At 68.9% G+C, this 15,416-nt stretch carries 11 protein-coding genes; 3 read left to right on the plus strand and 8 right to left on the minus strand.

Features of this window, described 5'->3' with window-relative positions; all coding sequences use genetic code 11:
- Positions 1-9 precede the first annotated feature (9 nt).
- Positions 10-3,489 (minus strand): DUF2126 domain-containing protein, encoded by a 3,480-nt coding sequence (locus G361_RS0134860; RefSeq protein ID WP_019931779.1) that lies wholly within the window; start codon positions 3,487-3,489, stop codon positions 10-12.
- A 60-nt stretch (positions 3,490-3,549) separates the two neighbouring features.
- Here G361_RS0134860 and G361_RS0134865 point away from each other — a divergent pair, with 60 nt between their 5' ends.
- Positions 3,550-4,194 (plus strand): hypothetical protein, encoded by a 645-nt coding sequence (locus tag G361_RS0134865; protein WP_019931780.1) that lies wholly within the window; start codon positions 3,550-3,552, stop codon positions 4,192-4,194.
- Here the strand turns inward: G361_RS0134865 and recR are convergent, their stop codons facing one another.
- From recR to G361_RS0134890, 5 genes are all read right to left on the minus strand, one after another.
- A complete protein-coding gene (gene recR / locus G361_RS0134870) occupies positions 4,195-4,803 on the minus strand; it encodes a recombination mediator RecR (protein ID WP_019931781.1) in 609 nt (202 codons plus the stop codon). It lies immediately after the preceding gene.
- 13 nt (positions 4,804-4,816) lie between these two features.
- A complete protein-coding gene (locus G361_RS0134875) occupies positions 4,817-5,143 on the minus strand; it encodes a YbaB/EbfC family nucleoid-associated protein (protein ID WP_026343872.1) in 327 nt (108 codons plus the stop codon).
- A gap of 156 nt (positions 5,144-5,299) precedes the next feature.
- A complete protein-coding gene (locus tag G361_RS0134880; RefSeq protein ID WP_019931783.1) occupies positions 5,300-6,439 on the minus strand; it encodes an acyl-CoA dehydrogenase family protein in 1,140 nt (379 codons plus the stop codon).
- Positions 6,436-7,626, minus strand: a complete 1,191-nt coding sequence (locus tag G361_RS0134885) for an acyl-CoA dehydrogenase family protein (RefSeq protein ID WP_019931784.1) — start codon at positions 7,624-7,626, stop codon at positions 6,436-6,438. Before G361_RS0134885 ends, G361_RS0134880 begins: the two co-directional genes overlap by 4 nt.
- 168 nt (positions 7,627-7,794) lie before the next feature.
- A complete protein-coding gene (locus tag G361_RS0134890; RefSeq protein WP_019931785.1) occupies positions 7,795-8,232 on the minus strand; it encodes an SRPBCC family protein in 438 nt (145 codons plus the stop codon).
- Between the two features lie 321 nt (positions 8,233-8,553).
- Between G361_RS0134890 and G361_RS0134895 the strand changes: the two genes are divergently transcribed.
- Both G361_RS0134895 and G361_RS0134900 read left to right on the plus strand, forming a co-directional pair.
- Positions 8,554-9,987, plus strand: coding sequence for an FAD-binding oxidoreductase (locus tag G361_RS0134895; RefSeq protein WP_019931786.1), 1,434 nt, complete (start codon positions 8,554-8,556; stop codon positions 9,985-9,987).
- Positions 9,984-11,300 carry a class I SAM-dependent methyltransferase gene (locus tag G361_RS0134900; protein ID WP_019931787.1) on the plus strand — a complete coding sequence of 439 codons (1,317 nt, stop codon included), beginning with the start codon at positions 9,984-9,986 and terminating at the stop codon, positions 11,298-11,300. The genes G361_RS0134895 and G361_RS0134900 overlap by 4 nt, the downstream gene beginning before the upstream one ends.
- Positions 11,301-11,408: 108 nt before the next feature.
- On the opposite strand, the gene G361_RS51540 is transcribed toward G361_RS0134900, so the two are convergent.
- On the minus strand, positions 11,409-11,540 hold the full coding sequence (locus tag G361_RS51540) for a hypothetical protein (protein ID WP_255359881.1): 132 nt from the start codon (positions 11,538-11,540) through the stop codon (positions 11,409-11,411).
- Positions 11,541-11,781: 241 nt separating this feature from the next.
- Entirely contained in the window at positions 11,782-15,342 is a 3,561-nt protein-coding gene (locus G361_RS0134910; protein WP_019931789.1) for a serine/threonine-protein kinase, read from the minus strand.
- Positions 15,343-15,416: the final 74 nt, after the last annotated feature.

A 15,416-nucleotide genomic window follows, 5' to 3' on the forward strand; every position in this document is an offset into this window, starting at 1 on the left:
CAGGCATACCTATCGGCCGCCGGTCACGCCCCACACGGTTCGTGCGCGACGCAGATCGAGAATGCCCGGAGCCCCGACATCGACCGACTGTACCGCTATTTTCGCACGCAGATCGGCCGGGTCGCGGCGACCCGGCGTATGCCCGATCGGTTCGAAGCGGCGATTGCGCCGCGACTGCGCCGCGACGGCGTTCACCGGCGGGGTTTCGTAGGACATCCCGCCCGGATGCGCGACATGGTAGGTACAGCCACCCAGCGACACACCGGTTCCCCGCTCGACGAGGTCGAAGACCAGCGGCACGTCGACGGTGATCGACGGATGCAGCGCGTTCGGCGGCTGCCACGCTCGGTACCGCACCCCGGCCACCTGTACGTCGGCCTTGTCGGTGGCCAGCAGTGGCACCGGAAAACCGTTGCAGGTCAACAGATATCGGTCGCGGTCGGCGCCGGCCAGCCGGACCTGCAACCGCTCCACCGAGGAATCCACGTAGCGGGCGGTGCCGGTCGCGACGGTCTGTTCGCCGAGGGTGTGCCACGGCTCGATCGCCGAACGCAGTTCCAGTTCGATGTTCCCGAGTGCCACCGTGCCGATCCGCGGGAATCGGAACTCCGCGAACGGATCCAGCCAGCTGAGCTCGAAATCGATTCCGTGCGAACGCAGATCGGCCACCACCTCGGCGATGTCGGCCAGCACGAAATGCGGCAGCAGATAGCGGCCGTGCAGATTGGCGCCGTGCCGCAGCAGCGGCGCGGTGTACGGCTCGGTCCAGCAGCGCAGCACCAGGGCCCGCACCAGCAGCGACTGCACCATCGCCATCCGGTCGTGCGGGGGCATCTCGAAGCCGCGCAGTTCCAGCAGGCCCAGGCGGCCACGCGCGGAGTCCGGGCTGTACAGCTTGTCGATGCAGAATTCCGCGCGGTGGGTGTTGCCGGTCAGATCGGTGAGCAGGTGCCGCAGTGCGCGATCCACCTCCCAGGGCGCGGAAAATACCGCGTCCGAACCGGTTCCGCCGCCGGGCTGCTTGCGCGCGGCCAGCCGGGCGATCTCGGCGAAGGCGATCTCGAGTTCGTAGAGCGCCTCCGGCCGGCCCTCGTCGACCCGCGGGGCCTGGGAGGTGGGCCCGATGAAACGACCGGAGAACAGATACGACAGCGCCGGATGCCGTTGCCAGAGCCGCAACATCGAGACCAGCAGGTCCGGGCGGCGCAGCAGCGGCGAACGGTCCGGGCTCGCTCCACCGAGCGTGAGGTGGTTACCGCCGCCGGTGCCGGAGTGGGTGCCGTCGATATCGAAGGTCTCGGTGCCCAGCCGGGCGAGCCGGGCCTGTTCGTAGAGCGTCTCCAGCAATCGCGCCTGTTCGGCGAAGGAGGACGTGGGCTGCACGTTCACCTCGATCACGCCGGGATCGGGTGTCACCGAGAAGGTGCGCAGGCGCGGATCCGGCGGCGGCGCATAGCCTTCCAGCACCACCGGCTGGTTCAGCGCGACGGCCGCGGCCTCGACCCGGCCGACCACCTCCAGGAAATCCTCGAAACTGTTCAGCGGCGGCAGGAAGACGAACAACCGGCCGTCGCGTACCTCGGCGACCAGCGCGGTGGTCGGAACCCAGTCGGCGGCCTCGACGACGGCCGCAGGTTCGGCGCGCGGCAATCCGATCGGGCCCGGCACGATCGGATCCCGCTCCCACTGCGGCGGGGCCGGATACCAGGAGACGGCATCCAGCGGCAGCCGCAGGCCCGCCGGGGAATCGCCGTCCGCCAGCACGATCCGGCCCCGGCGGAACCGCCAGTCGGCACTGCCCCAGCCGCCGTCGTCGGCACGGCGGTACAGCGGCAACACGTACGAGGTAGCCGACGTGACCGACCGGTCCGCCCGTGCCAGCAACTCGCTCCGAGCCTGCGCCGAATCCTCCTCCGGGGCAAGGTCTTCCGAGACCGGCTCGCCGACCGGGGTACGCAGTACCGTCGCCAGCCGCAACAGCGGATCCTCGTACGCGGGCCGGACCTGAGATTCCGGAAGTCCGAGCGCCACCGCCACATCGGCGATCAGCGCCTGGGCGGCATCCGGCTTCGCCTGCCACAGATGACCGTTCGTGTCGGCCGCCGGCGCCGATCCACCGGACCGGCCCGCCGCCGGCTCCACCGCGGAATTCGTCTGCTGGTGTACCGCGGCGCCGGTCTCGTGGTCGACGCGCCGCAGATCGGGGGTGGACCACGGGTCGGCGAGCAGATCCTGGCGGGTCCACACCGGCTCCCCGTCGGAACGCCAGGCGACCGCGATCTCCCAGCGCGGCAACGGCTCTCCCGGATACCACTTGCCCTGCCGATACTGCACGAGCCCGGTCGGCGCGTAGATGCGGCGCATCCGGGCGGCCAGATCGACCGCCCGCAGCCGCTTCTCCGGTCCGTCGGCCGCGGTGGTCCACTGCTCGCTGGTCTGATCGTCGACGGAGACGAAGGTCGGCTCGCCGCCGATGGTCAGGCCGATGTCCGCGGAGCGCTCGTCCACCACGGCGCCCAGCGCGGTGATCCGCTGCCACTCGGTATCGGTGTACGGCAACGTGACTCGCGGATCCTCGTGGATCCGGCGGACCGTATTGGTGAATTCGAGGGTGGCCTCGCACCGGTCGGTGGCGCCGGTGATCGGCGCCGACGAACTGGGCTGCGGGGTGGCCGCCAGCGGGATGTGCCCCTCACCGGCGAACAGGCCGGAGGTCGGGTCCATGCCGACCCAGCCCGCGCCGGGCAGGAACACCTCGGTCCAGGCGTGCAGATCCGTGAAATCCGCCACCGGGCCGGACGGCCCGTCCAGCGAGGGCGCGTCCTGGGACAGTTGCACCAGGTAGCCGGAGACGAACCGCGCCGCCAGCCCCAGCTCACGCAGGATCGATACCAGCAGCCAGGCCGAGTCGCGGCAGGACCCCAGCGCGGCCCGCAGCGTGAAATCCGGGGTCTGCACACCGGGTTCCATCCGGACCGTGTAGTCGACGTCGTCGCGCAGCATCCGGTTCAGCTCGACCAGGAAGTCGATCGTGCGCGGCCGGTCGGCGGCCGACGGCAGCGCGTGCCGGCGCACCCAGTCGCGCACCAGCGGTCCCGGGCCGGACTCGGTGTCCGGATCCTCGTCGACCGGCCGGAGGTACGCCTCCAGATCGGCGGCCTGTTCCGGAGCGTAGGTGAACGGGTAATGTTCGGCGTCCTCCTCCACGAAGAAGTCGAACGGGTTGATCACGTCCAGGTCGGCGACCAGGCCGACGGTGATCTCCAGCTCCCGCGACGGCTCCGGAAAGACCAGGCGCGCAAGGAAATTGCCGAACGCGTCCTGCTGCCAGTTGACGAAGTGCCCGGCCGGGGCGACTCGCAGCGAATAGGCCTCGATGGTGGTACGGGTGTGCGGTGCGGGCCGCAGCCGTACGACATGCGGATGAATCCGCACGAGGCGATCGAAGGAATAGCGGGTGCTGTGCTCGAGGGAAACCTTGATCCCCATACCCAAGTTCACCACACCTGGCACGAACGTGCCGGACTAGCGACCGCGTAGCCTGACCGGGTGAGCTACGACCACGTCCTGCTGCCCTCCGGCGCCGCCGTGACGCCCGCCGAGGTCGACGCCTACCTGTCCGCTCAGCAGGGCCGGCCCGAGGCCGAGCCGGTCGCGGCGATCGCCGCGGAACTGAACCGCCGCAACGCGGCACGGCCCGAGGCGGATTCCTTCCTCGCCGACGGCCCGGTCGGCGGCGCGGACACCGGCGCCACACTGTTCGTGTCGAGCGCGTACGACGCCGTCGGACATCTGCGCGCACTGCTGTTCGAGCTGGCCACCCCGCGTGACTACGCCGTCTACGATCCGCAGCTGACCTGGCTGATCGATCCGGACGGGCATGTCCCGGTGACCGTCACGCACGGCGGCGCGGGCGATTTCCCGTATCTGACCCGCGCGCTGATCGACCAGTGGATCCCGTCGTTGCCGGATCCGAATCCGTACCTGATCGTGGAGCGCGAACCGCAGAACTACATCCAGACGCTGCGCGAGGAATCCGGGCGCTACACGCTGGAATTCCGCGACGGCTCGCCCGATCGGCATTTCGGCACCCAGCTCGACGATGCCCAGCAGGTCGCCGATCTCATCTGGGAGTGGACGACCGGCGACCGTTCCGGGCTGGACGCCCTGGAATGGCGGCCGGTCGACCTCTGATCAGAGGGTGCGGCGGCCGGACAGCGCCCGGCCGAGGGTGAGTTCGTCGGCGAACTCCAGGTCGCCGCCCATCGGCAGCCCGGAGGCCAGGCGCGTGACCGACAGACCCGGGAAGTCGCGCAACATGCGGACCAGATAGGTGGCCGTGGCCTCGCCCTCGGTATTGGGATCGGTGGCGATGATCACCTCGGTGACGTCGACCCCGTCCTCCTGATTCCCGATGCGGGCCAGCAGTTCCCGGATCCGTAGCTGATCCGGGCCCACACCGGACAACGGGTCGAGCGCGCCGCCGAGCACGTGGTAGCGACCACGGAACTCGCGGGTGCGCTCGATGGCCTGGACATCCTTCGGCTCCTCGACCACACAGATCATGGTGCGGTCGCGGCGTGGGTCGGCACAGATGCGGCACAGTTCACCGTCGGAGACCGTGCCGCACACCGCGCAGAACCGCACGCCGTCGCGCACCTTCTGCAAGGCGGCCTGCAACCGGTCGATCTCCGGCGGCTCGACCGACAGCAGATGAAAGGCGATGCGCTGCGCGCTCTTCGGACCGACGCCGGGCAGTTTGCCCAATTCGTCGATCAGATCCTGAACCGGCCCCTCGTACACCCCGCGCCCTGGCTCAGCCCGGGAAGCCGGGCAGCTGGCCGCCGCCCGGGTTGCCGGCCAGCGGGCCGAGCTTCGCCACGGCCATCTCGTGAGCGTTGGCCATCGCGTTGTTGATGGCCTCGGCGACGAGGTCCTGCAAGGTCTCCACATCCTCGGGATCGACGACCTTCGGATCGATCAGCAGTTGCTGCACCTCACCGGTCGCCCTGACGCGCACCTTGACCAGGCCGTTGCCGGCCTCGCCCTCCACCTCGGTGGCCGCGATCTCGGCCTGTGCGGTCATCACCGCCTGTGCCTGTGCCAGCAATGCCTGCATATCGATCTGTCCACCGGGCTGCACCGAACCATGTCCTCTCTGGCGGGAATCGGGTTCCCCCAGCCTAGTCACGGCCGGGAACGACCGCGCAGCCAGCCGGTATCCGGGACACGTCGGCCCGGCGGCACCGGCACTCGACCCGGCAGCCCCAACACTTCAACCCGGCAGCACGTCCGACACTCAGCCCGGCAGCGCCTCCGGCACGGTGGTCAGGCCGGCCGAACGCAGTGCGCGGCGCCGGGCGGCCGCGACGCCGCCGTAGCTCTCCCGGATCGCGGTCAGCCGGGCCGCGAGGTGGGCGACATCCGTCTCGAAGGTCATGCCGATACCGCCGTGCAGCTGGATGATCTCCTCCGCCGCGGTCCGGGCCATGGTGCCGGCGTAGACGAAGGCGTCGTCGTCGGCCGCCGGATCGACCGTGCCGGTGACCGCGACGGTCGTGGCCCACAACACATAGGAACGGGCCAGCTCCACCTCGGCGTACAGATCCGCGCAGCGGAAATCCAACGCCTGGAAGGTGTCCAGGCTCACCCCGAACTGCCGACGGTTCGGCAGATAGGCGACGACCTGCGCCAGTCCGGATTCGGCCAGGCCGATCGCCTCGGCCGCCACGGCCAGCCGGGCCCGGGAGTAGGCCCCGCGCAGCGCGGTGACCGCCTCGTCGCCGGCGCTGCCGAGGCGGCGCGCGGGCGTACCGGTGAACCGGACCTCGCTGGCATGGGTCCAGTCCGGGCCGCGGCCGTCGACGCGGACGATGCCGGGCGCATCGGTGTCGACGGCGTACACGCCGGTCCGGCCGTCGGCGCCGACCGCGGTGACCAGCAGCAGCGCCGCCTGCGCGGCCCGCGGCACCGGCGATTTCACCCCCTCCAGAACCACCGAGCCGTCGGCACTCTCGGTAGCGGTCACCGTCGGGGTGGCGTGCCAGATCCGGCGCGGCTCGGCATGCGCGACGGCGAAGATCTCCTGCCCGCCGGCCAGCCGTCGCAGCAATCCGGCGCGGGTGTCGCCGGTGTCGAGCTCGGCGATCAGCCAGGACGGCAGGTACACGCCGTCCAGCAGCGGTTCCACCGCGGCGTGTCTACCCATCGCCGTCATCGCCACGTAGACCTCGCCGAGGCCGGCGCCCATACCGTCGAACTCCTCCGCGATGGTGAGGCCGGTGAGGCCCATATCGGTCAGCCCGGACCACACCTCGTCGCTGTAGCCGCGGTCCGAGCGCACCGTCTTACCGCGGAAACCCGGCTGGTAGGAGCGGGCCAGCAGGCCGTCGACGGCCTCGAACAACATCCGCTGGTCGTCGTCGGGCTCGATATTCATCGCGTCCCCTTCAGTCCGAGGATGTTCAGGGCGATCACGCGGCGCTGAATCTCGTTGGTCCCGCCGAAGATCGAGACCTTGCGCAGATTCAGATATTGCAGTGCGGCCAGATTCGCGAAATCGGTGGTGCTCAGATCGGGGCCGTCGTGCTCCCCGACCAGGCCCGCGTCCGAACCCGCGACCTCCATCCGCAGCGAGCTGAGATCCTGCAGCACCCGGGTGCCCTCGAGTTTCAGCAGCGACGACACCAGCGAGGGCTGCCCGTTCGCGGAGGCGCCGGTCACCCGCATCTGGGTGGCCTCCAGCGCCAGCAGGCGTAATTTGATGTCGTACAGCCGGGCCCGGAATTCCGGATCCTGCGACAGCGGTTCGCCGCCGATATCCACCTCGTCGGCCATCTCGGTGACGGCCTCGAAATAGGTCTGGCTGGTACCGATCCGCGCAATACTGTTGCGCTCGTTACCCAGCAGGAATTTCGCGTAGGTCCAGCCCTGATTCTCCTCGCCGACCAGATTCTCCGCGGGTATCCGGACACCGTCGAAGAAGAATTCGTTGACCTCCGGCTCGCCGTCGATCAGGACGATCGGCCGTCGTTCCAGGCCGGCGGTGTTCATATCCAGCAGGAAGAAGGAGATGCCCATCTGGCGTTTCGGCGCATGCGGATCGGTGCGGGCCAGCAGGAACATCCAGTCGCCGTACTGGCCCAGCGTCGTCCAGGTCTTGCTGCCGTCGATCACCCATTCGTCGCCCTCGCGGCGCGCGGTGGTCTTCAGCGAGGCCAGATCCGAGCCGGCCTCGGGTTCGGAGAACCCCTGCGACCACCAGATATCCAGGTTGGCGGTGGGAGCCAGGAAGCGTTCCTGCTGCTCCGGACTGCCGAATTCGCACAGCACCGGCCCGACCATGCTGGCGTTGAACGCCAGCGGCTGCGGGACGGAGGCCCGTTGCAGTTCCGAGGCGTAGATGAACCGCTGGACCTCCGACCAGTCCTGCCCGCCGAACCGCACCGGCCATTCCGGTACCGCCAGGCCGTGGCTGTTGAGAATCCGCATCGAGGTGACCAGGTCGTCCCGGGTGGTGCGCCCGTCCAGCGAGCGCTGCCGGATATCGGCCGGCACCTCGTTGCGGAAGACGTCGCGCAGTCCGTCGCGGAACTTCTTCTCGTCGGCAGTGAGTTCGAGGTCCATCGGTCCTCCGTACCGAGTACGCACAGACGAAGACTGAATATCGGAGCATCGGGCACCGACGCCTCGACTGTACGCTGAAGCTGTCACACAACCCTTTCCGGTTATCGGACGGCAACTCCTCGTCGCCGCCGATTCGGAATCAGTGCGCGTTCGTCACGGAAAAGAAATCTAGCCCGCCAGTTCCCGCTTCAGGTTCTCCAATACCTCGGCCTGAATCTTCTTCAGGCCCAGCGGCGCGAAGATGCCCTCGAAGAATCCGGGCACCCCGTCGGCGCCCTTCCAGCTGGTGCGCACGGTCACCAGCGAGCCGGCCCCGGACGGCGTCACGGTCCAGGTGGTGACCATGGTGGAATTCGAATCGCGTTCGGTGACCATCGAATCCGAGACCGATACGACGGCATGTACGTTGCGGGAACGCTTCTGCGTGGCCTGCAGGGTCCATTCGGCCACGGTGCCCGCGCCGGTGCCGCCCTCCAGCACCTTGTAGTCGCGGTAGTGCGCGGAGAGGATGCGGGGCCGCACGGTCCCGTAGTCCGCGATCACCTCCAGCGTGCGCTGCGGATCCGCCGGAACGACGATCGAACTGGAGGCGCTGACCTGTCCCACGAAGTGCTCCTTGATCGAGTTGGCGGTGCGGGGGGCGCACCATACCTGCCGCCGGGCTATGCTACGCCGCCGTGCCGGTGGACAAGGGCATCGGCGTCATCGGAATCGTCATGCGGGCAACCTCCCTGCACCGTTGCCCGCGCGGATGTCGGCCCCTTGTCGTATTGTGCCGGGAAACAGGCTCCGACCAGGTGGTTCGCTGGTTCGGGCCAATAGCGCCGAAACCTCAACACAATGCAACATGTGCGTGAAGAATTCCACTTCGAGGGACCCTCGCGGTGGCCGGTTACAGGGGTGCGAGATAGCGTCAGGAGCGTGGCAGTGAGTCTGTTGGGCAAGGCCGGACGCGCGTCGGCCGAGTTGGAGAGCGGTTTCGCCGCGCACCGGGACGGAGTCGGTCGCCTGTTGGCGAGCTACGCCGCGATCCCGCGCGACGCCGATGTGCGGCTGGCGAAGAAGACCTCCAACCTGTTCCGCGCCCGGGCCCGCACCAACGCTCCCGGGCTGGACGTCTCGGGGCTGAACCGGGTGATCGAGGTCGACCCGGCCACGAAGACCGCCGAGGTGGCCGGCATGACCACCTACGAGGATCTGGTCGCCGCCACGTTGCCGTACGGGCTGAGCCCGCTGGTCGTGCCGCAGCTGAAGACCATCACCCTCGGTGGCGCGGTCACCGGGCTGGGTATCGAGTCGACCTCGTTCCGCAACGGCCTGCCGCACGAATCCGTGCTGGAGATGGACGTGCTGACCGGTTCCGGCGAGATCATCACGGCCTCGCCCACCGAGAACGCGGATCTGTTCCGCGGCTTCCCCAACTCCTACGGCACGCTCGGCTACTCCACCCGGCTGAAGATCGAACTGGAATCGGTGCAGCCCTATGTGGCGCTGCGGCACGTGCGGTTCCACGACCTCGGCGAGCTGGAGACGGTGATGGCGCAGATCATCGCCGATCGCGAATACGCCGGGGAGCGGGTCGACTACCTCGACGGTGTCGTCTTCACCGCCGACGAGAGCTATCTGATCCTCGGCCGGCAGACCGACGAGCCCGGCCCGGTCAGCGACTACACCGGGATGGACATCTACTACCAGTCCATCCAGCACGATTCGGCGCAGCCGAAGCGGGACCGGCTCACCATCCACGACTACCTGTGGCGCTGGGACACCGACTGGTTCTGGTGCTCACGGGCATTCGGTACCCAGAATCCGTCGATCCGCCGATTCTGGCCGAAGCAGTACCGGCGCTCCAGCTTCTACTGGAAGCTGATCGCGCTGGACCACAAGTACGACATCGGCGACCGGCTCGAGGCCCGCAAGGGCAACCCGCCGCGGGAACGCGTGGTGCAGGACGTCGAGGTGCCCATCGAGCGCACCGCCGAATTCCTGCGGTGGTTCCTCACCGAGATCCCGATCGAGCCGATTTGGTTGTGCCCCTTGCGGTTACGGGACGAGCTGGCAGATCCCAGCGAACGCGCGTGGCCGCTGTACCCGCTGGAACCCGGTCGTACCTACGTCAATGTCGGCTTCTGGTCGGCGGTTCCGACCACGCCGGGACAGGCCGAGGGTGCGGCCAATCGCGCGATCGAGCGCAAAGTCACCGAGCTGGACGGGCACAAGTCCCTGTACTCGGATTCCTTCTACGAACGGGACGAGTTCGCCCAGCTGTACGGCGGTGACGTCTACACCCGGCTGAAGAAGAACTACGACCCCGATCATCGATTGCTGGATTTGTATTCGAAGGCGGTGCAACGCAAGTGACAACGTTCAGGGAACGTTCGGACGTAATCGCGGAGCTGGGAACGAAACTCAGCATTGCCGAGATCTTCGAGGCCCTGCTCGAAGGTGAGGTACCGATCCGCTTCTCCGCGTACGACGGCTCCAGCACGGGCGCCGCGGACTCGGAGTTCGGCCTGGAGATCAAGAACGCGCGCGGGATGAACTACATCGCCACCGCGCCCGGCGATCTCGGCATGGCGCGGGCCTACATCGCGGGCGATCTGGCCTCCGAGGGGGTGCACCCCGGCGACCCGTACCCGATCCTGAAGGCGATGGGCGATATGAAGTTCCGGCGGCCCTCGCCGCTGGCGCTGGTCACCATCGCGCGCTCGCTGGGCTGGGACGCGCTCAAGCCGATCGCCCCGCCACCGCAGGAGACCCTGCCGCGGTGGCGCCGGATCGCGCTGGAAGGCCTGCGGCACTCCAAGACTCGCGACGCCGAGGCGATCCACCACCACTACGACGTCTCGAACACGTTCTACGAGTACGTGCTCGGCCCGTCGATGACCTACACCTGCGCGGTCTACCAGGACGAGAACCAGACCCTGGAGCAGGCGCAGGAGAACAAGTACCGCCTGGTGTTCGAGAAGCTGAACCTGAAGCCGGGCGACCGGCTGCTGGACATCGGCTGCGGCTGGGGCGGCATGGTGCGGTATGCGGCCAAGCGCGGGGTGCAGGTCATCGGCGCGACGCTGTCGCGCGAACAGGCCGAGTGGGCGCAGGCGCGCATCGCCGAGGAGGGTCTGCAGGACCTGGCCGAGGTGCGGCACTCGGACTACCGGGACGTGCGCGAGAGCGGCTTCGACGCCCTGTCGTCGATCGGCCTCACCGAGCACATCGGCGTGCAGAACTACCCGTCGTACTTCGGCTTCATCCAGTCGAAGCTGCGCGAGGGCGGCCTGTTCCTGAACCACTGCATCACCCGGCCGGACAACACCCGCACCACCAAGGCGGGCGACTTCATCGACCGGTACGTCTTCCCGGACGGTGAGCTGATCGGTTCCGGCCGGATCATCTCGGAGATCCAGAACCTGGGCCTCGAGGTCGTGCACGAGGAGAATCTGCGGCCGCATTACGCGCTCACCTTGCACGAATGGTGCAAGAATCTGGTCGCGAATTGGGACGCGTGCGTCGAAGAGGTCGGCGAGGGTACCGCGAAGGTGTGGGGTCTCTACATGGCCGGCTGCCGGCTGGGATTCCAGCGGAATGTGGTGCAGCTGCACCAGGTGCTGGGAATGAAGCTCGGCGAGGACGAAGAATGGACCGGGCCGCTGCGCCCCTGGTGGAATGCCTGAGCGCAAACAGTGGCTCGCGCCGAGAATTTGTGTGTAGAATTCATCTCGTCACTCCGGTGATGTGCCGGGGGTGGAGCGTCCGGCTAGACGCTCCACCCGGGTGAATCGCTAGCCCACCGACCGGCGGACCACGCGCAAGACGACCTCGGCCATACCGGCCAAGCCGACTACGAGCACTGCGGTGAACAGTGCTTCGGCCAACCGGCTGGCCGGGGTCATCTTCTTATGGTGCTTTCCCATAAACCCACCCACCTCCTTCCTGGGCGCGATGTCTGGACCACGTAAGTCCATCGCCCCTCGGAAGGAGGTATCTCGATCATATAACAGATCGCGGCGTGGATTTACCGCCGTCGCATTGCCGCACCCATTCTCCGAAATCGAATTCCGAATTTCCGAATATTCGATTTCCCACCATTCTCTCCGGTTCTTCCGGAACCGATTCCGGCGGAGCGCGGCCGAAATCCCGGCCCGAAATCCCGGCTCAGAAAACCCGATCCAGGAATCGGCGGGTGGCCTCCGGATCGTCGCCGTCCGCCGGATCGAGCAGCACCTGACTGCGCAAGGTGTGCAACAGCGACAGCACACCCGGGCCGGCGTCCAGCAGCGGACGGGTCCAGCCCAGGTCAGCGCAGCGCCGCACCGCGGGGGTGAGGACCGAGATCGCCTCGCCGGTCCAGCCCGCGGCGGCCAGACACTCGGCCAGCAGTAGCCCGGCATCCAATTCGGCACGAGGACGCTGCTGTTCGCGGATGCGGCCGTACAACGCGCGGGCCCGCTTCACCGCGGTGTCGTCCGTACCGAGCGGTGCGGCGTCGCCGGGCGTCTCCAGACCGCGGTAGTGCCGGGCCAGCAGGGCCCGGATCGCGGCGATCTCCTCCGCCTCGGCCAGCAGCACGGCCGCACCGGTGGTGTGCCGCCACGAACGCATCCCCGGTTGCAGGATCGCGCTGTCGGTGAGCGCGTCGCCGCCGATGCCCAGGCGCAGCCGTTCGGCGCGCAGGTGGGCCGCCAGCCGAGGCAGCCGGCGATCGGCCGCGATCCGCAGGCCCTCGTCGAGCCGCTCGGCGGCCGCCGCGGTATCGCCGAGCACCGCCTGCACCCGGGCACCGATCACGAAGACCGTGATGACGAAATCCACCGGGCCCACCCGGGCCGCCGGCTCGTGACCGCAATCGAGCAGACGCTCGGCCTCGTCCAGATCGCCACGCCGATAGACCGATTCGCCGAGCAGCGCAGCCGATACCCGCATCGCCTGCGAGCGCGGGCCGGACCGTTCCCGCGCGGTCTCCCGAGCCTGTTCGAAACAGGCTGTGGCGGTGCCGATGTCGAGCTGTTCATAGGCGGCGGCGCCCGTGCTCAGCAGGCCGAAGACCGGGCCCAGCGGATCCTTCGACCGGGCGTGATACGGCGCGGCCCACTCCTGCATGCTCCGGGCGCCGACGAAATCGAATTCGCACCAGCGCACGAAGGACACCAGATTCGCCCCGGTCGAGACGGTCCACGCGGGCAGCTCGGCGGCGTTGTCCAGACAGGCCGAAACCCGTTCCGACACACCGGCGGTCCGGTCCCGGGCGACCTCGTCGGCCGCGGTGAGCACGACGGTCTGGCAGCGCTGCCGCATCGCGTCGGCATCGTCGGCCGGTCGGCGCGCCAGCAGCGCGGACAGCCGGCCCAGCGCGGTGCGGGCCGCACCGGACTGCTGCAGCCCGACATTCGCCCGCGCCAGCGCCAGCAACAGCTTCGTGCGCGAAGCCACCTCGTGCACCGGCAGTTTCGCCACCGAACCCAGCAGCGTCGCCAGCCGCGAACCGTCGATCAGGTCCATACCGTGGCGTTCCAGCAGATCCAACGCCAGCGCCGAATCCGTCGCCGCCAGTGCGTGATCCACCGCCCGGCGCAGTTGCCGGTGTTCGGCGTACCAGCGAGAAGCCTTGCGGTGCAACGATTTCAACTTCTCCGGATGTTCCCGTTCCAGCCGTTCCCGCAGTTGTTCGGCGCACAGCGGCTGCATCCGGAACCAGCCGTCGTGCTCGTCGCGGCCGACGAACAGCTCCCGCCGTTGCGCCTCCTCGAGCAGCCCCTCGGCATCCGGCCGGCCGCTCAGCGCCGTCGCCAGCGGACCGGAGGCCCGCTCGACCACCGCGATCGCGGTCAGGAAGTCCAGCATCCGCGGTTCCAGGCTGTCGAACAGATTCTCGGCGAGATATTCGCGGATCGCCTCGTCCGGCAGATCGTCCGGCGCCGTGCCGTCGCGCAGCGACAGGCTCACCAGCCCGATCGCCGCGGGCCATCCGTCGGTGGCGTCGTGGATCCGCCGCACCTGCTCGTCGGTCAGCGCGAAACCGTCGTGCTCCCGCAGCAATTGCGCGGTCTCCGGAAGGGAGAACCGCAACCGGTCCGGGCCGATCTCGGCCAGCTCGTCGCGCACTCGCAACCGGCTCGCCGGCAACCCGGATCGTTCGCGGGTGACGATCACGAAGCGCAACCGCGGCGAACCCCTGTCCAGCAACGCCGCCGGCACCCGCTGCGCACCCGCGTCGGTGATCCGGTGCCAGTCGTCGATCACGACGACCAGCGGCCGCTCGCCGGCGTCGATCTCGTCGGCGAGCGCGGCGATCGCATACGGCACCGCCTCGCTCGCACGCTCCTCCAACAGCTGCTCCAGGCCCGCGCCGACCTCCGGGCACACCCGCCGGATCGCCGCCACCAGATGCGCGAGGAGCCAGACCTCTTGATCGTCGTCGCGATCGATGCTCAGCCAGGCGACCGCGGCGCCGCGACCGGCCAGCTCCGCCGCCCACTGCGCGGCGACCGCGCTCTTGCCGTAGCCCGCCGGACCGTGCACGAGGGTCAGCCGGCGCTCCCCGGCGGCCCGTAGCGCGTCGATCGGCTCCGGCCGCGCCATCGGTGCGCGGGTCGCGGTCTCCGGACCGAATTTCGTTGTGGGAGTGGGCGGTACGCTCGGCGTCCGGTCCGCGGCCGGTAGCCGCAGCGGGGCGGATCGGCGCGGGCCGGTCACCAGAGCGCCGGCATCGTGGATCGAATACCGGTGGGTGGCGGCGTCTTCCATAGTGTTCTCCGCCACCGGCGCGGATTCCGGTGCCAGCAGCGCCATTTCGTCGGGCACCTGGCCGTGCCGGCGCTGCACCGACCGCAACAGCTCACCCAGATCGAAGGCCGACGACGGCCGCCGCGCCGGATCGTGGGCCATGGCCTGCTCGACGGCGTCGGCGACATCCGCCGGAATGTCGAGCCGGCGCAGATCCGGCAGCGGCTCGGACGCGATGCGCAGGAACTGCGCGACCACCTTCTCCCCGGACTGCCGCTCGTAGGCGGCATGGCCGGTGATCAGCGCGAACAGGGTCGAGCCCAGGCCGTACACGTCGGAGCGCTCGGTCGGCTCCTCCCCGGCGAGGATCTCGGGGGCGGTGAACGCGGGCGATCCGGTGATCAGTTCGGCGGAGGTCCGGAAGCTGCCGGGGATGCGGGCGATACCGAAATCCGTCAACTGCGGTTCGCCGTACCGGGACAGCAGCACATTCGCGGGTTTCACGTCCCGGTGCAGCACCTGCGCGCGGTGCGCGGTCTCGATCGCACCGGCCAGCCGGACCCCCACCCGGACCGAATCCACCCAGTCCAGCGGGCCGTTGTCGCGGACCAGCCGTTCCAGCGAGCCGTGCACCGCGTACGGCATCACGATGAAGGGCAGTCCGCCCGGGGTGACCCCCACCTGCAGGATGTCGACGATGTTCGGATGGCCGGACAACCGGCCCATCGCCTGCTCCTCGCGGAGGAATCGCTCGCGGGCGTCGTCATCGATCTCGGCCGAGAGCACCTTGACCGCCACGACCCGGTCCAGGGCGCGCTGGACACAGCGATACACCACCCCGAAACCGCCGCGGCCGATCTCCTCCGGATCGTGCAAACCCACCGCGGCCAGGTCCGCGACCGCCGCGAACGGCCGATAGCGCCGTGTTCGCGCGTCGCGCGGCTCTCGGGATCCGGGTACGCCGCCGCCGGACTTGCTCGCGTGCGGGTCCACGTCTCACCACCACCTCGAGCCGACGGCACTCATTTCCAACGTAGCGCGGCAGACAGGGCGACGGCCCGAATCGT

Source organism: Nocardia sp. BMG111209 (assembly GCF_000381925.1).
In the GTDB taxonomy this organism is placed as follows: Bacteria; Actinomycetota; Actinomycetes; order Mycobacteriales; family Mycobacteriaceae; genus Nocardia.